This window comes from Saccharothrix hoggarensis (assembly GCF_042678885.1).
Lineage (GTDB): Bacteria > Actinomycetota > Actinomycetes > Mycobacteriales > Pseudonocardiaceae > Actinosynnema > Actinosynnema hoggarensis.
This window is the reverse complement of the sequence record NZ_JBHTLK010000031.1, coordinates 25,145-41,288: the sequence shown is the minus strand read 5'-3', so window position 1 is coordinate 41,288 and position 16,144 is coordinate 25,145. Positions and strand designations below refer to the sequence as shown.

Annotated in this window: 14 protein-coding genes and 1 pseudogene; 11 read left to right on the top strand and 4 right to left on the bottom strand. The window is 73.2% G+C overall.

The annotated features are described in order from the left end of the window. The 3 genes and pseudogenes from ACFQ3T_RS09125 to ACFQ3T_RS09115 all read left to right on the top strand — a co-directional run. Positions 1 to 221: pseudogene (locus ACFQ3T_RS09125) on the top strand (RNA polymerase subunit sigma-70); the annotation flags it as partial. A 139-nt stretch (positions 222 to 360) separates the two neighbouring features. Then, complete coding sequence (locus tag ACFQ3T_RS09120; protein WP_380722280.1) at positions 361 to 1,305, top strand: DNA polymerase domain-containing protein; 945 nt, start codon at positions 361 to 363, stop codon at positions 1,303 to 1,305. Positions 1,306 to 1,531: 226 nt separating this feature from the next. Then, entirely contained in the window at positions 1,532 to 2,830 is a 1,299-nt protein-coding gene (locus ACFQ3T_RS09115; RefSeq protein ID WP_380722278.1) for a M28 family peptidase, read from the top strand. A gap of 422 nt (positions 2,831 to 3,252) precedes the next feature. On the opposite strand, the gene ACFQ3T_RS09110 is transcribed toward ACFQ3T_RS09115, so the two are convergent. After that, complete coding sequence (locus ACFQ3T_RS09110) at positions 3,253 to 3,657, bottom strand: VOC family protein (RefSeq protein ID WP_380722276.1); 405 nt, start codon at positions 3,655 to 3,657, stop codon at positions 3,253 to 3,255. Positions 3,658 to 3,790: 133 nt separating this feature from the next. On the opposite strand from ACFQ3T_RS09110, the gene ACFQ3T_RS09105 reads away from it, so the two are divergent. The 5 genes from ACFQ3T_RS09105 to ACFQ3T_RS09085 all read left to right on the top strand — a co-directional run bounded on the left by ACFQ3T_RS09105 (position 3,791) and on the right by ACFQ3T_RS09085 (position 8,379). Then, a complete protein-coding gene (locus tag ACFQ3T_RS09105) occupies positions 3,791 to 4,501 on the top strand; it encodes a TetR/AcrR family transcriptional regulator (RefSeq protein WP_380722274.1) in 711 nt (236 codons plus the stop codon). 103 nt (positions 4,502 to 4,604) lie between these two features. Beyond that, on the top strand, positions 4,605 to 5,150 hold the full coding sequence (locus ACFQ3T_RS09100) for a PadR family transcriptional regulator (protein ID WP_380722272.1): 546 nt from the start codon (positions 4,605 to 4,607) through the stop codon (positions 5,148 to 5,150). Next, complete coding sequence (locus ACFQ3T_RS09095) at positions 5,147 to 7,162, top strand: oxidoreductase (RefSeq protein WP_380722270.1); 2,016 nt, start codon at positions 5,147 to 5,149, stop codon at positions 7,160 to 7,162. The genes ACFQ3T_RS09100 and ACFQ3T_RS09095 overlap by 4 nt, the downstream gene beginning before the upstream one ends. Positions 7,163 to 7,187: 25 nt before the next feature. Further along, complete coding sequence (locus ACFQ3T_RS09090) at positions 7,188 to 7,574, top strand: nuclear transport factor 2 family protein (RefSeq protein WP_380722268.1); 387 nt, start codon at positions 7,188 to 7,190, stop codon at positions 7,572 to 7,574. Between the two features lie 205 nt (positions 7,575 to 7,779). Then, entirely contained in the window at positions 7,780 to 8,379 is a 600-nt protein-coding gene (locus ACFQ3T_RS09085) for an HD domain-containing protein (protein ID WP_380722266.1), read from the top strand. Positions 8,380 to 8,502: 123 nt separating this feature from the next. Here ACFQ3T_RS09085 and ACFQ3T_RS09080 read toward each other — a convergent pair whose 3' ends face one another. Both ACFQ3T_RS09080 and ACFQ3T_RS09075 read right to left on the bottom strand, forming a co-directional pair. Further along, complete coding sequence (locus ACFQ3T_RS09080; protein ID WP_380722264.1) at positions 8,503 to 8,829, bottom strand: hypothetical protein; 327 nt, start codon at positions 8,827 to 8,829, stop codon at positions 8,503 to 8,505. A 36-nt stretch (positions 8,830 to 8,865) separates the two neighbouring features. Beyond that, the gene (locus ACFQ3T_RS09075; protein WP_380722262.1) at positions 8,866 to 9,771 is read right to left on the bottom strand and encodes a fructosamine kinase family protein; all 906 of its coding nucleotides are present in this window, start codon (positions 9,769 to 9,771) and stop codon (positions 8,866 to 8,868) included. Positions 9,772 to 9,866: 95 nt separating this feature from the next. Here ACFQ3T_RS09075 and ACFQ3T_RS09070 point away from each other — a divergent pair, with 95 nt between their 5' ends. Beyond that, a complete protein-coding gene (locus ACFQ3T_RS09070; RefSeq protein ID WP_380722260.1) occupies positions 9,867 to 10,994 on the top strand; it encodes a hypothetical protein in 1,128 nt (375 codons plus the stop codon). Positions 10,995 to 11,052: 58 nt separating this feature from the next. Here ACFQ3T_RS09070 and ACFQ3T_RS09065 read toward each other — a convergent pair whose 3' ends face one another. Next, positions 11,053 to 13,677 carry a DUF4118 domain-containing protein gene (locus tag ACFQ3T_RS09065; RefSeq protein ID WP_380722282.1) on the bottom strand — a complete coding sequence of 875 codons (2,625 nt, stop codon included), beginning with the start codon at positions 13,675 to 13,677 and terminating at the stop codon, positions 11,053 to 11,055. A gap of 178 nt (positions 13,678 to 13,855) precedes the next feature. On the opposite strand from ACFQ3T_RS09065, the gene ACFQ3T_RS09060 reads away from it, so the two are divergent. After that, complete coding sequence (locus ACFQ3T_RS09060; RefSeq protein WP_380722258.1) at positions 13,856 to 15,547, top strand: PHP domain-containing protein; 1,692 nt, start codon at positions 13,856 to 13,858, stop codon at positions 15,545 to 15,547. After that, positions 15,547 to 16,110 (top strand): hypothetical protein, encoded by a 564-nt coding sequence (locus ACFQ3T_RS09055; RefSeq protein WP_380722256.1) that lies wholly within the window; start codon positions 15,547 to 15,549, stop codon positions 16,108 to 16,110. The genes ACFQ3T_RS09060 and ACFQ3T_RS09055 overlap by 1 nt, the downstream gene beginning before the upstream one ends. Positions 16,111 to 16,144: the final 34 nt, after the last annotated feature.

The window sequence follows — 16,144 nt, the reverse complement described above, 5'->3', positions numbered from 1 at the left end:
TCCGCGGCGCGCACGCCGTCGCCACCGAGACCGCCGCCCTCGCCGCCAACGCCCGCCACGCCGAACCCGCCCTGGTGGACGGGCGGGTCGGCGTGGTCGTCGCGCCGCGCGGCCGGCTGCTCTTCGTCCTCACCGTCGTCGTGCGGGAGGACCGGATCGCCGCGTTCGACGTCATCGCCGACCCCGACCGCCTCCGCCGCCTCCGCCTCGCCGTGCTGTGACGTCCTCGCCGCCGGCCGCCGGGCCTGCCGACCGCCGGGCTTGCCGACCGCCGGGCTTGCCGACCGCTGGGCTTGCCGACCGCTGGGCTTGCCGACCGCTGGGCTTGCCGACCGCACGGTGACCCGGAAGGGTGGCGTCATGGGTGACGAGCGGGACGGCGTGGCGTTGACCAACCTCGACCAGCCGCTGTTCGACGGGGCCGACGCGACCAAGGGCGACCTGGTCGACTACCTCGACGCGGTGCGGGACCGGATGCTCCCCGGGCTGGCCGGGCGGCCGCTGTCGGTGGTGCGGGTGCGACCGGGCCAGGAGCCGTTCACCCAGAAGAACCTGCCCAAGTACACGCCCGAGTGGGTGCCGAGCGTGACGCTGTGGGCCGAGACGTCCAAGCGCCAGATCCGGTACGCGGTGTGCGAGGACCGCCGGACGCTGCTGTGGTTCGCCAACCAGCGGGCCGTCGAGTACCACGTCACGCTCGGGCTCGCGGGCGCGTTCGACCGGCCGTCCTACCTCGTGCTCGACCTCGACCCGCCGGAGGGCGCCGGGTTCGACGTGGTCGTGGCGGCGGCGGACCTGGTCCGGCGGGCACTGGCCGACGACGGCCTCACCGGGCTCGTCAAGACCAGCGGGTCCAAGGGCGTGCACGTGTTCGTGCCGGTGGACGGCAGCGACGACGACGTGGCCGCCGCGACCCGTGCCCTGGCGGCGCGCGCCGAGCGGCTGGACCCGGCGTTGGCGACCACGGCGTTCATCAAGGACGACCGGGGCGGACGGGTGTTCCTGGACTCGACCCGCGCGTACGGCGCGACCGTCGCCGCCGCGTACAGCCCCCGCATCCGGCCGGGCACGACGGTGTCGTTCCCGGTGGACTGGGCCGACCTGCCGTCCGTGAAGCCGTCCGACTTCACCGTCCGGACAGCCGCCGCCCTGCTCGGCGACGACGACCCGTGGCACTCGCGGATGCCCGCGCCGCAGAAGCTCCCCGACGACCTGGTCGCCGAGGGGCACACGATCCCGGTCGCCCGCGTGCAGGCGATGCACGAGGGCAAGCGCCGGGCCCGTGCCCAGCGCGCCCAGCAGTGAGCCCGTCCCGCCGGTAGCGCGCCCGCGTTCCTTCCAGGCGTTTTCCCTGGTGGCCGCACTGCCTCGGGTGCTGGTGTAGGTGTTATTTTCATTCAACACTGAAGCTATTGTGACCACTACGCCAGGAGTCGTGCGTCCGAATGTGCCACGACGAACGTCGCTACCGCGGTGCTGCCCCAGCACGCACGCTCGTGCGTGGCTTTCCCTACACCCTGCGGAGGCAGCCATGTCCTTGCGAAGGACGATCCCGGCGGCGAGCGCCCTGTTGCTCGCCGCTGCCCTGCTGAGCCCACCGGCCGTCACCGCGGCCCCGGTGAGCGCGCTGGCGGCGCCCGACATCTCCCTGGCGAACGTGCAGGCGCACCTGAACGACCTGCAGACGATCGCCAACAACAACGGCGGCAACCGGGCGCACGGCCGGCCGGGCTACCTGGCGTCGATCAACCACCTGAAGGCGAAGCTCGACGCGGCCGGGTACCAGACGGCGGTGCAGCAGTTCACGTACAACGGCGTGGCCGGGTACAACCTGACCGCCGACTGGCCGGGCGGCGACCCGAACGACGTGCTCATGCTCGGCGGTCACCTCGACAGCGTGACGTCGGGGCCGGGCATCAACGACAACGGCTCCGGCTCGGCCGGTCTGCTGGAGGTCGCGCTGACCGTGTCCCGGCAGGCCTTCGCGCCGCGCAAGCACATCCGGTTCGGCTGGTGGGGCGCCGAGGAGCTGGGGCTGATCGGCTCCAACCACTACGTGAACAACCTGCCGACGACCGAGCGGTCGAAGATCAAGGCGTACCTGAACTTCGACATGATCGGCTCCCCGAACCCCGGCTACTTCGTCTACAGCGCCTCCGGTCAGCCGACCGGGTCGCTGCTGCTGCAGCAGACGTTGCAGGCCGCGTTCAGCGTGCCCACGGAGCTGACGTCCGTCGGCGGGCGCTCGGACCACGCCGCGTTCGCCCGGGCCGGCATCCCGGTCGGCGGCACGTTCACCGGCGCCGAGGTGATCAAGACGGCGGCGCAGGCGCAGAAGTGGGGCGGCACGGCGGGCGTCGCCTTCGACCGCTGCTACCACCGGTCGTGCGACACGCTGACCAACATCAACGCCACCGCGCTGGACCGGAACAGCGACGCCATCGCGTACGCCCTGTGGACCCTGGCCGGTGAGGGCGGCACCCCGCCCGGTCCGCGCTTCGAGAACCAGACCGACGTGGCGATCCCCGACCTGACCACGGTCGAGAGCCCGATCACGGTGACCGGCGTGTCCGGCAACGCGCCGGCGGCGCTGGCGGTGGGCGTGGACATCACCCACACCTTCCGCGGCGACCTGGTGATCGACGTCGTCGCGCCGGACGGCACGGCGTTCCGGGTGAAGACGTCCAGCAACGACAGCGCGGACAACGTCGTGACCACGTACACCGTGAACGCGTCCGGCGAGGTCGCGAACGGCACGTGGAAGCTGCGGGTCCAGGACGTGGCGTCGGCCGACGTCGGACGGATCAACGGCTGGTCGCTGCAGTTCTGACCGGCGTTCCGACCGGCACGGCCTGATCGGCGCCGTGCCGGCCGCCGCCGGACCGGACGGCGCGCACCGGACGGCGCCGGACCAGCTCCCGGGGTGGGGCGGGGAAGCTACCTGCGGCTCCCCGCCCCACCCTGTTCCACTACGCCCACCCGCTCCCCTGCCACGAGCCGATCCCACCGCCCGGCTCCGAGCCGGCACCCGACCCTCGTCCGCGGACCAACTCCGTACCCACCGGCCTCGTGGCCGGCGCGTGTCCGAACACGCGCCGGCGAACGTACGGCGGTGAGCACGCGGTGGCGAACGTGCGGCGGCGAGTACGCGGTGGTGAGCACGCGGCGGCGAGCACGCGGTGCCGGACACGCGGTGGTGACCACGCGGTGGCGGGTGCGACCAGCGCGCCGCCGCGAATCCCCAGCCCGGGCTCAGCCCTGGGTCGCCGCCTCGTCCATCCAGAACACGTTCCAGATGTGGCCGTCGAGGTCGGTGAAGCTGCGGCCGTACATGAAGCCGTGGTCCTCCGGCTCCTTCACGAACCCGCCGCCCGCGGCCAGCGCCTTGTCCGCCAGCTCGTCGACCTGCTCGCGGCTGTCGAGCGACAGCGCCACGATCACCTCGGTCGTCGTCGCCGAGTCGGCGATCTCCTTGGTGGTGAACGTCTTGAAGAACGGCTCGGTGACGAGCATCGCGTAGACCGTGTCGCTGAAGACGACGCACGACGCGTTGTCGTCGGTGAACTGCGGGTTGTGCGCGAAGCCGAGGGCGGCGAAGAACTCGATCGACTTCGCGAGGTCGCTCACCGGCAGGTTCACGAAGATCTTCACGGACATGGTCGAAACCCCCACGGGAATACGAACGGACACCGCTGTGTCCTACGGTAACTTGTGTGTCCGGCGGACACTGCGTGTACGATAGACACAGATCGACAACGGGCGCAACCGCCGATTCGGAAGTGGTGGGTGGATGGCGAGCGAGGACCTGGGCACGGACCTGCTGTGGGGTTCGCGCGACAAGCCGGCGCGTGCGCCGCGGCTCGCGCTCACGGTGGACCGGATCGCCGACGCGGCCATCGAGGTCGCCGACGCGGAGGGCATGGCGTCGGTGTCGATGCAGCACGTCGCGGCCAGGCTGGACGTCACCAAGATGGCCCTGTACCGGCACGTGTCGAGCAAGGCCGAGCTGGTCGCGGTGATGATCGAGTCGGCGGTCGGCGACCCGCCGGACCTGCGCGCCGTGCCGGGCGGGTGGCGGCCGAGGCTCGTCACGTGGGCCGACCTGATGCGGGAGACCTGGCGGCGCCACCCGTGGCTCCCCGCGGCGACCACGGGTGAGCGCCCGACCGGTCCGCGCGAGGTCGGGTGGACGGAGTCGGCCGTGGCGGCGCTCGGCGACACCGGGCTCGACGGCGGCGAACGGATGGACGCGGTGTTCCTGCTCAGCGGCCACATCCGGAACACGCAGTCGTCGGCGACGGCGGGCACTCAGCCGTGGACGGCGGAGAAGCGCCTCCGGGAGATCCTCGACGCCCACCGCGACCGCTTCCCCGCCCTGCACGAGGCGGCGCGGTCGAGCGGCTCGGCGGTCGGGGACAACGGCTGGTCGTTCGGGCTGAACCGCATCCTGGACGGTCTGGAGGTGCTGATCGCCGAGCGGCGCGGTGGGCGCATCTCCTGAGCGGCGACCCCGCACGGCTGGCGCGCCTCACTCCGGCGTGGCTCGGTCCGCATAGCTATGCAACTAGTTGCACTGCATCCGGTTGCACAGCTACTGTCACGGCATGGCGTTGGAGCACGCGATCCTCGTGTCGCTGGACGAGCGCTCGGGCTCGGGCTACGAACTGGCCCGCCGCTTCGAGAAGTCGATCGGCTTCTTCTGGGCCGCCACCCACCAGCAGATCTACCGCACGCTCAAGCGCATGGTGGACTCCGGCTGGGTGTCGTGCGACGAGGTCGCCCAGGAGCGCCGCCCGGACAAGAAGGTGTACGAGGTCGCCGAGGCGGGCCGGGCGGAACTCGCCCGCTGGCTCGCCTCCCCCGGCGAACCGGAGACGATCCGGCACGAGCTGGCGCTGAAGGTGCGCGGGGCGTCCCTGGGCGACCGCGACGCGCTGGTCCGCGAGGTGGCACGGCACCGCGACCTCCACTCGGAACGCCTGGACGTCTTCCGCGCCATCGAGAAGAAGGACTTCCCCGACCCGTCCGCGCTGTCCGGCCGCCGTCTGCACCAGTACCTGGTCCTGCGCGGCGGGGTGCGGGCCGAGCAGGCGCTGGTCGAGTGGTGCGACGAGGTGCTGGCCGCGATGCGAGAGGACGACCGGCGATGACCGGGTACCCGAACCTGCTCAAGCCCCTGGACCTGGGCTTCACGACCCTGCGCAACCGGGTGCTGATGGGCTCCATGCACACCGGCAACGAGGACCGCGCCAAGGACTTCGACAAGCTCGCCGCCTACTTCGCCGAACGGGCGCGAGGCGGCGTCGGGCTCATGGTCACCGGCGGCTTCGCGCCGAACCGGGCGGGCTGGCTCTACCCGTTCTCCTCCAAGCTCACGACGCGCCGCGAGGCGCGCCGGCACCGGACCGTCACGGACGCGGTGCACGAGCACGACGGCAAGATCGCCCTCCAGCTGCTGCACGCGGGCCGGTACGCCTACCACCCGTTCAGCGTGTCGGCGTCCCCGCTCAAGGCCCCGATCAGCAAGTTCCGGCCGCGCGCACTGTCGGACCGGGGTGTCCGCGCGCAGATCGACGCGTTCGCCCGCGCCACCGCGCTCGCCCGCGAGGCGGGGTACGACGGCGTCGAGATCATGGGCTCCGAGGGCTACTTCATCAACCAGTTCCTCGCGCCCCGCACGAACAAGCGCACCGACCGGTGGGGCGGCAGCCCGGAGAACCGGCGGCGGATCGCGGTGGAGGTCGTGCGCCGCTGCCGCGAGGCGGCCGGTCCGGACTTCATCCTGATCTACCGGCTGTCGATGATCGACCTCGTCGAGGACGGCCAGACGTGGGACGAGGTCGTGGCGCTCGGCCGGGAGGTCGAGGCGGCCGGCGCGACGATCATCAACACCGGCATCGGCTGGCACGAGGCACGCGTGCCGACGATCGTCACGTCCGTGCCGCGCGCCGCGTTCACGAACGTCACCGCGAAGCTGCGCCCCCACGTCGGCGTCCCCGTGGTCACCTCGAACCGGATCAACATGCCGGAGACGGCCGAGGAGGTGCTGGCGCGCGGTGACGCGGACCTGGTGTCGATGGCGCGGCCGTTCCTGGCCGACCCGGACTGGGTGCGCAAGGCCGAGACGGGCCGCGCCGACGAGATCAACACCTGCATCGCGTGCAACCAGGCGTGCCTCGACCACACGTTCTCGATGAAGAAGGCCTCCTGCATGGTCAACCCGCGGGCGGGCAACGAGACGACGCTCCGGCTCCTGCCGACCCGTCGCGCCAAGCGGGTCGCGGTGGTCGGCGCGGGTCCGGCCGGGCTCGCGGCGGCGACCTCGCTGGCCGAGCGCGGGCACGCGGTGGAGCTGTTCGAGGCGGACGACGACATCGGCGGCCAGTTCGCCATCGCCCGGCGCATCCCCGGCAAGGAGGAGTTCGCCGAGACGATCCGCTACTTCCGGCGGCGCATCGAGCTGACCGGCGTCAAGCTGCACCTCGGCACGCGGGTCACGGCGGACGACGTCGCGGACTTCGACGAGGTCGTGATCGCGACCGGTGTCGCGCCGCGGGTGCCCGCGATCCCCGGTGTGGAGCGCGCGCTGTCGTACGTGGACGTGGTGCGGCACGGCGCCCCGGTCGGCGAGCGGGTCGCGGTGATCGGCGCGGGCGGGATCGGGGTGGACGTGACCGAGTTCCTCACCCACGCTTCCTCCCCCGCCCTCGACGTGGACGAGTGGCGGGCCGAGTGGGGTGTCGCCGACCCGGCGGACGTGCGCGGCGGCGTCACCGCGCCGAAGCCCGCGAAGGCCGCGCGGCAGGTGTACCTGTTGCAGCGCAAGGCGTCCCGGATCGGCAAGGGCCTGGGCAAGACCACCGGCTGGGTGCACCGGGCGGCGCTGGCCGCCAAGGGGGTCGAGCAGCTGACCGGCGTGAACTACGAGCGGATCGACGACGCGGGCGTGCACGTCACGTTCGGCCCGGACCGCGAGCGGCCGCGCGTGATCGAGGTCGACACGGTGGTCGTGTGCGCGGGCCAGGAGTCGGTGCGGGACCTCGCCGACGCGCTCGCCGGGCGCGGTGTCGTCACGCACGTCATCGGCGGCGCGGACGTCGCCGCCGAGTTGGACGCCAAGCGCGCCATCGACCAGGGCACGCGGCTCGCGGCCACCATCTGATCCGACCAGCCCGAGGAGGCACCACGTGAACGCGGCACTGGAGTTCAAGGCGGCGGTAGAGGCGGGCGACATCGTCGGCGCCACGGCGTTCTTCGCGGACGACATCACGTTGCACAGCCCGGTGAAGTTTCAGCCGTTCGAGGGAATCGACGTGGTGCGCGCCCTGTTCGGGGTGCTGCAGCGCACGTTCGAGGACTTCCGGTACGTCGGCCAGTACGACGGGCCGAACGGCCACGTCCTGCACTTCCGGACGGTGGTCGGCGGCAAGCAGGTCGAGGGCATCGACCTGATCGAGCTGGACGACGACGGCCGGATCGGCACGTTCACCGTGATGATCCGACCGCAGTCGGCGCTGACCGTCGTCGGCGAGGCGATCTGGGCCGGTCTGGTCGCGGACGGCGTCGTGTCCTAGGGGTTGGGGCGTAGGCGGTCGGCGTCCTGGCGGTCGGAACCTTGGCGGCGGTGTCCTGGCGGTCGGGGCCCTGGCGGTCGGGGCCCTGGCGGTCGGGGCCTTGGCGGTCGGTGTCTGCCGGTCGAATCCCGCCGATCGGGCCACGGCGGTCGTGTCGCGGGCGTCGTGGCCCCGGCTCGGGCGGTCGGCCACCTAGGCTGGCGTCGTGGACCTCTTCACCCCGCCCGACTCCAAGGCGTCCGCCGCGGCGCTGGAGGTGTGCCACCGGTACACCCAGCCGTGGCTGCTGAACCACTCGTTGCGCTCCTACTCGTGGGCCACCGCGTACGCGGCCGACGTCGACATCGCGCACGACGGCGAGCTGCTGTACGTCGCGACGCTGCTGCACGACCTCGGGCTCACCGCGCCGTTCGACAGCCACACCCTGCAGTTCGAGGAGGCGAGTGCGCACGTCGCGTGGGTGTTCGCGGCCGGCGCGGGGTGGGGGCCGGAGCGGAGGGCGCGGTTGGCGGAGGTCATCGTGGCGCACCTGGGCGACGACGTGTCCGCCGACGACGACCCGGAGAGCCACCTGTTGCAGGTCGCGGTCGGCGCGGACGTGTCGGGACGCGGGCTGGAGCGGTTCTCCGAGCGGTTCGTGGCGGACGTCGTGGAGCGGTTCCCGCGGCTCGGGTTCGCCGACGCGTTCCTCGTGCAGGCCAAGGACCAGGCCGAGCGCAAGCCGCACTGCGCCGCCGCCGGGCTGATGCGGGACGGCTGGGCGGACCGGGTGTCGGCCAACCCGCTGGACCAGCCCAGCCGGTGATCGGAGGTCGGCCCGGGGTGCGGTGATCAGCGCGAAAGCGCCACCGCCTCGGACGCCTGCCTGCGGTGGCGCGTGTCGTGGCGGGGCGTGTCGTGGGGGGCTCGTCATGGCGGGGCTCGCCGGTCAGGCCGGGTCGGCGGGCGGAGGGTCGGCCTGGGTGACGTCGGTGCGGTCGGCGGCGTCGGCGCGGTCGGTGCCGGAGTCGGCGGGAGCGGCGTTGGTGGAGTCGGCGGGAGCGGCGTTGGCGGGAGCGGTGTCGGCGGAGGTCGGGTCGATCGGAGCGGGGTGGGAGGGAGCCGCCGGTGGCCCGGAGTCGGTGTCGAACGACTCCAGGCAGGAAACCGGGATGTCCCACAGTCCCAATAAGCTCGACACGGCGTCCTTCACGCCGGTGTAACGATCATTCGGCAAGCCGGGCGGAAGAGTGATCCGGATTTCCCGGTGCGTCATGCGGTACATGATTGCGACCGGGCAGGGCCTCGGCAATCACTCGATCGTGCCGACCTGCGCCTCGTTGGTGGAATCGACAACCACACTGCGCCGAAATGGCTTGAGCACGTCGCGGAGGTAAACGAGCGCACCCCACCGGTCGCCTTCGTGCGCCACAGTGCTGAGGATTTCCCGGAGGAACACCACGGGCATCCGGTCGCGCCAGTCGCGGTCGAGGGGCCGGACCTCGTGGTAGGCGTCGAAGAACCGCGCGGGCGAGTCGGCGCCGCAGAACATCATGCTGAGGTCGACGTCGGGCCACGTCCACGACACCGCCGGGTCGATGAACGCGGGCTCGCCGGCCGCGGTCGCGACGACGTTGTTGTGCCACAGGTCGCCGTGGGTGAGCGAGGGCGGCGCGGCGGGCACGATCTCCGGCAGCCGCGCGCAGAGCCGTTCCAGCGCGTCCCGGTCCTCGGCGGTCAGCACGGCGTCCGCCTTCGGCTCCCGCAGGTAGCGCAGGAGTCGCTGCTCGACGAAGAACTCGTGCCCGTCGTCGTGCCAGGCGTTGTGCTGGGGCAGCACGCCGAGCCACCCGTCGTCGTCCCAGCCGAACCGGTCGCCGCGCACGTCGTGCAGCGCGGCGACCGCGCGGCCGGCGGCCTCCCAGAACGCGTCGGACTCCGGCGGCCGCGGCGTCATCGCCTCCAGCAGCAGCCAGTCCGCGCCGACGCCCAGCACCTCCGGCGTGGTCAGGCCGTGCCGCCGGAGCACGCCCAAGCCCTCGGCTTCGACCTCGAAAAGGGACGGCGGCGCGTCCTCGGTCGTCTTTACCACGACCTCGCGCTCCGGACCGCGGACCAGCCACACCGTGTTGACCACGCCGCCCGTCAGCCGGACCACCTCGGCGCCCTCGCCGAGCTTTGCCAGAACGTCCCGCGCCGAACCCTCGTGTGCCGTCACCGTTCCCCCTGATTCCGCTGTCCGGCCGAAGCAGACCCGCCCGCGCGCGACTAACGTCGAAATCGATTCAGCGGACGTCTCGCACTGGAGCGACCATGCCCAAGTTACGCATGACGGCCGGCGTCCTCGCGCTGGCCGTGGCCTTGCCGCTGGTGAGCGCGCCCGGCGCGCGGGCGGCGGCTTTCATCACGGAGCTGCCCGGCCTGCCCGGTCACCCCAGCCACCGCGCGGTGGCGGTCAACGACCTCGGCCACGTCGTGGGCACCGCCTCGGGCAACGGCCCGTCGCGCGCCGTGCGCTGGGCGCCCGGCCTCCCGGCCGAGGACCTGGGCGGCGGCACGCCGAGGAGCCTGAACCAGGCGGGCCGGGTGCTCATCCAGGAGTACCTGGGCGGCAGCGGCACCTACGTCCAGCGCCCCCGGATCTGGGACCAGGGCAAGGTCACCGACCTCACGCCGAGCGGCTCCGGCTACGTCGTGGCGAACGGGATCAACCGCGACGGCGTGGTGCCGATGACGTACTCCACCTCCCCGTCGGGCTACCACCAGGAACGCGCGGCGGTGTGGCGCGACGGCAGGCACACCTCGCTGCCGGTGTCCGGGGCGCACCTGTCGCTGAGCGCGATCAACGACGCGGGCGTCATCGTCGGCTCGAAGGCCCCGATGTTCGGCACGGACGCGCACGCGTTCCGCTGCGCGGGCACGACGTGCTCGCGGCTGGCCGACGCGCCCGGCACCGGCCCGTACTCGGTGACGGCGGTCAACGAGGCCGGCGTGGTCGTCGGCAACCGGCAGGGCCAGGCGCTGATGTGGGCGGACGGCCAGGTGGTGGTGCTCGCGCCGGCCGGCGGGGTGGCGAACAGCCCGCAGGCGCTCAACGAGCGCGGTGACGTGGTGGGCTGGACGACGGACGCCAACGGGGTCCGCCGGGCGACGCTGTGGCCGCTCGGCGGGAAGCCCGTCGACCTGGGCGTGCCGGGGCCGTCCGAGGCGGTCGCGGTGAACGACCGGGGCGACGTGATCGGCTGGACGTCGTCGGCCGGCTCGCCCCGCGCGTTCCTGTGGCGGGCCGGGGTGGTCGAGTACCTGAGCTCGCTGGGCGGCACGCACACCCGTCCCGTGGCGCTGAACGAGCGCGGCACGATCGTCGGCGAGAGCACCACGGCCGACGGCACGGTCAAGGCCGTGAAGTGGACGCTCCTGGGGCCGCATCAGGTGGGCTGAGCGGATGGGCTGAGCGGGTGGGCTGACGGCAGCCGCCACCCCGGAACCGGCGGCCCGGTCACGCGGGCGCCGTCTCGGCGGTCGGCAGGGAGATGACGATCGTCAGCCCGCCGCCGGGGGTGTCCTCCGCCGTGATGGCGCCGCCCATGGCGTCCACGAAACCCTTGGCGACGCTCAGCCCGAGGCCGACGCCGGGGGTGGCGTCACGGTCGCCGAGGCGTTGGAACGGCGCGAACACCGCGTCCGCCGTGTTCTTCGGCAAGCCCTGCCCGTGGTCCACGACGCGCAGTTCCACCCGGTCCCGGTAGGCGCTGGCGCGCACCGCGATCTCGGGTTCGTCCAGCTCGATCCGGCCGTCACCGTCCACGTCGACCAGTCGGCGCGGGGTGAGCCTGCCGTGCCGCAGGGCGTTGTCGACCACGTTCGCGACCACCCGTTCCAGCAGGCCGAGGTCGGCGAGGACGGGCGGGAGGTGCTCGGCGACGTCCACGGACACGGTGTCGCGGTCGTCGATGCCGGCCAGGGCGCGCGCCACCACCTCGTCGTACGTCACCGCGCGCAGTCTCGGCGCGACGGCGCCGGTGGCCAGCCGGGACGAGTCGAGCAGGTTGTCGATCAGCCCGGTCAGCCGGTCCGCCGACACCTCGACGGTCTCCAGCAGCTCCGCGGTGTCCTCTTCGGACAGCGGCAGGTCGGTGTCGCGCAGGCTGCCGATCGCGGCCTTGATGGACGTCAGCGGCGTGCGCAGGTCGTGGCCCACGGCGGACAGCAACGCGGTGCGCAGCTCCGTGGTCTCCGCGCGCCGCTGCGCCTCGGCCGTCTCGGCGGCCATCCGCTGCTGCCGCAACGCCATCAGCGCCTGCCCGGCCGCCGCCTCCAACGCGCGCTGGTCGCCGGCGGGCAGGGTGCGGCCGCGCAACGCCAGGTGCACGTCCGCCGTCACCGGCACGTCCACATCGGCCTCGTCCGGTTCCGCGCACGGCCGCGGGCCCACGCACGCCACCCGCTCCCACTCGCCGTCCCGCCGCTCCAGCAGCGCCACCGACTCCAGGGCGAAGTTCTCGCGCACCTTCTCCAGCAGCCGGACCAGCGGGAACGGGCTGGTCAGCACGGTGCGCGCGTAGGAGGCGAGCAGCGCGGCCTCGGTGCGGGCGCGGGCGCCCTGGGCGGCGAGCCGGGCCGCCCGGTCGACCACGAGCGCGACCAACGCCGCGACCAGCAGCATGGCGGCCAGCGTGATCAGGTTCTCCGGGGTGGCGACGGCGAGGCTGTGGTACGGCGGGGTGAAGAAGAAGTTCAGCAGCCCCGCGCCGACGAACGCCGCGCACAGCGCCGGGCCGGGTCCGCCGACCAGCGCGACCACCACCGTCGCCAGGAAGAACCCCACCAGGTCCGTGGAGAACGTCAACTCGTCCTGCCACGCGACGCCCACGGCGGTGACGACGGCGGGCAGCAGCACGGCCAGCGCCCAGCCGAGCAGCTTGCGGGACCGGGCCGGCGCGGAGCCGCCCCGGCGCCACCGCCGGCCGCGCCGAGCCTCGTCGTGGGTGACCATGTGCACGTCGATCGGCCCGGACGCCTGGATGACCGACGCGCCGATGCCCTCGTCGAACACGCGCGCCAGCCGCGAGCGGCGGGACGTGCCCAGCACGAGCTGGGTGGCGTTGACGCCGCGGGCGAAGTCGAGCAGCGCGGTCGGCACGTCGTCGCCGACGACGGTGTGGAACGTCGCGCCCACGTCCTCGGTCACCCGCCGGAACCCGGCCACGAGCTGCGGCGACGCGCCGACGAGCCCGTCGCCGCGCATGATGTGCACGACCATCAGCTCCGCGCCCGCGCGGGCCGCGATGCGCCGGGCGCGGCGGATCAGCGTCTCGCTCTCCGATCCGCCGCTGATGGCGACGACGACCCGTTCCCTGGTCTCCCACGTGTCGGTGATGCGCTGCTCGGAGCGGTACCGCTGCAGGGCGACGTCGACCTGGTCGGCCACCCACAGGAGGGCCAGTTCGCGCAACGCGGTGAGGTTGCCGAGCCGGAAGTAGTTGCCCAGCGCCGCGTCGATCTTGTGCGCCGCGTAGACGTTGCCGTGCGCGAGGCGGCGGCGCAGCGCCTCGGGCGTGAGGTCGACCAGCTCGACCTGCTCGGCGCGCCGCACCACCGCGTCGGGCACGGTCTCGCGCTGCGCCACGCCGGTGATCCGCTCGACCACGTCGTTGAGGGATTCGAGGTGCTGGACGTTGACGGTGGACAGCACGTCGATGCCCGCGTCGAGCAGTTCCTCGACGTCCTGCCAGCGCTTGGCGTTGCGGGAGCCGGGCGCGTTGGTGTGCGCCAGCTCGTCCACCACGGCGACCTCGGGCGCGCGGGCGAGGAGCGCGTCCAGGTCCACCTCGCCGCCGGGGTGCTGGGGCCGCGGGCGGCGCGGGAGCTGGTCCAGGCCTTCGAGCAGGGCCGCGGTCCGCTCCCGGCCGTGCGTCTCGACCAGGCCCACGACGACGTCGGTGCCGCGTTCCCGGCGTCGGTGCGCCTCGGCGAGCATCGCGTACGTCTTGCCCACACCGGGCGCCGCGCCGAGGTAGATCCTCAGCTCGCCGCGCCTGCGCTTGCCGTCCACGGTCCCAGTGTGCTCGCGCCCGGCTGGGGGCACGGGCGGGGGCGCGGTTGAGGCCCGGTTGAGGTTCATCACCTCGGTGAACGGCGTGGAGGCTCCGGTCACGCCCAGACGGGTGAGGACCGGGAAATCCCGGTCACGCGCCGAAGTGTTCACCGGGAGTTCGGCCCCGCGGACCACCCGGCGCACGGGGCGCAAAACGATACTTCGCACCGGCCGCCGCCGTTCGGGTCAGGATCGGAGTCACCGCATGTCGCACCACCACCACGACCACACCCACGAGCACCACCACGAGGCGGTGGAGGGCAGCTGGCGCGACGGGGAGGACGACCGCCCGCTGTCCGTGGCGCGACGCCGGTTCCTGGCCGGGCTGGGCGCGGCCGGTGTCGCCACGACCCTCGGCGCGGCGCCCGCCCACGCGCACGACGACCGCCCGGCCACCCCGGTGAACCCGTGGCGCGGCCGCGACCGGTGGTACGCGGGCGACCACCACATCCACACCAAGTACTCGTCCGACGGCCAGTACGAGGTGGCGCAGCAGGTCGCGAAGGCGCGGGAGCACGGGCTCGACTGGGTCGTCATCACCGACCACGGCGGCGTGGCGCACGAGAAGTTCTCCGTCGGCCAGGTCGCGCCGGACATCGAGCAGGCCCACCGGGCGCACCGGGACGTGCTGGTGTACCAGGGGTTGGAGTGGAACATCCCGGGCGCCGAGCACGCCACCGTGTTCCTGCCGCCGGGTCGGTCCACTGTGGACACCCTGCGGGCGTTCGAGGCGGCGTACGACGGCGGTGTCCTGTCCACCCCGGTCGCGCAGGGCGGCAAGGGGCTGATCACGCGGTCGACGTCGGCGGACGGCGAGCCGTACGCGTTGGCGGCCCTGCGGTTCCTCGAAGCCCAGGTGCTGTCCGGCCGCACCGAGATCGCGCTCATGTTCGCCAACCACCCCGCGCGGCGCGGCGTGGACAGCCCCCACGAGTTCCGCGGCTGGCGGGACGCGGCGCCCGACGTCGCGGTGGGCATGGAGGGCGCGCCCGGCCACCAGGCGGCGGGCATCCGGACGTCGGACGGCGGTCGCGGCGGCGCGCGCGGCTACTACGACGGCTCGCCCAACCAGGACAGCTTCCCCGGCTTCGCGCCGACCGCGACGGAGAACCCGTACCGCACCTACGGCGGGTTCGACTGGATGACCGCCAAGGTCGGCGGTCTGTGGGACTCGCTGCTCGCCGAGGGCCGGCCCTGGTGGGTCACCGCGACGTCCGACGCGCACCAGGTGCACCAGGACACGCACAAGCAGGGCACCGGCGACCACAACGCCACCGGCAGCCGCGGCGCGCCCGTCGACACCGGCACGCCGCAGGTGTACGGCGACTACTGGCCCGGCTTCTACAGCTCCACGCTGGTCGGCGCGGACTCCAAGTCCTACGTGGACGTCATGCGGGGCATGCAGGGCGGCAAGGTCGTCGCGGTGCACGGCCGGATCGTCGACGGGCTGAACCTGCGGGTGCGGTCGCTCGGCGAGGGCGACGAGCGCGGCGTCACCATCGGCGGCCGCACGTTCGTCCGGCGTGGTCACGACGTCGAGGTGGTGATCGAGGTCGACCTGGCGCGCGGCCCGAACTTCGCCGGTGTCGTGCCGCGACTGGCCAAGGTGGACCTGATCGCCGGCCCCGTCACCGGTCCGGCGGCCGACCGCGACGCGTTCACCGCGCCCGCGACGAAGGTGGTGCAGTCGTTCGAGGTGGCCCGCGGCGCCCGCGGCACGGTGAGGTTCACGCACACGTTCCGCCGCGTCGAGGGCGCGTTCTACCTGCGGTTGCGCGGGTCGGACGGCAACCGGCTGACGTCGGACGGCAACCCGGTGATGGACGTGATCGGCGACGCCGACCCGTGGTCGGACCTGTGGTTCTACGCGAACCCGGTGTTCGTGGACGTCATCTGATGGTGTGGCTCGGCGCCGTGCCCGCCCTGCCCGGCGAGCACGGCGCGGCGCACGTGGACGCCGTGCTGCTGGCGGCGCTCGACGGCGACGGAGTGGTGGCGGACTTCGTGTGCACGCACGTCGACCGGGTGGGCCCGGTGTCCGTCACCACGCTGTCCGCGCACGTGCCGGGTGACGTGGACGTGGCCCGTCTGTCGGGCGCACTGGACGGTCCGGTGGTCGTGCTCGGCGACTCCCCCGACTCCCCCGACTCCCCCGACTCGGCCGCCGCACGGGCGGCGCGCGCGGCCCGTGACCGCGCCGACGGGCGTTGCGTGCGGTTCCCCGGCCAGGCCGCGCTCACCGGCACCCACCCCGTCGCGCACGTCGTGGCGGAGTCGGCGATCGACCGGGTCGTGGGGATCGGTGTGCCGGTGTCGCCGGCCGACCCGGTGGAGACGCTCGGGTTCCTGCGCCCGGTGTGCCGTGACGGCGAGCTGGTGCTGTACGTGGAGCCCGCCGTGGGCGGCGTGCTGCGGCCGGCCGAGGCGGAGAGCCCGCACGAGTGCTGCGGGGGCCATTGACCGGCTCGCGCGCGCCGTTGGCCGAGGTGGTGGT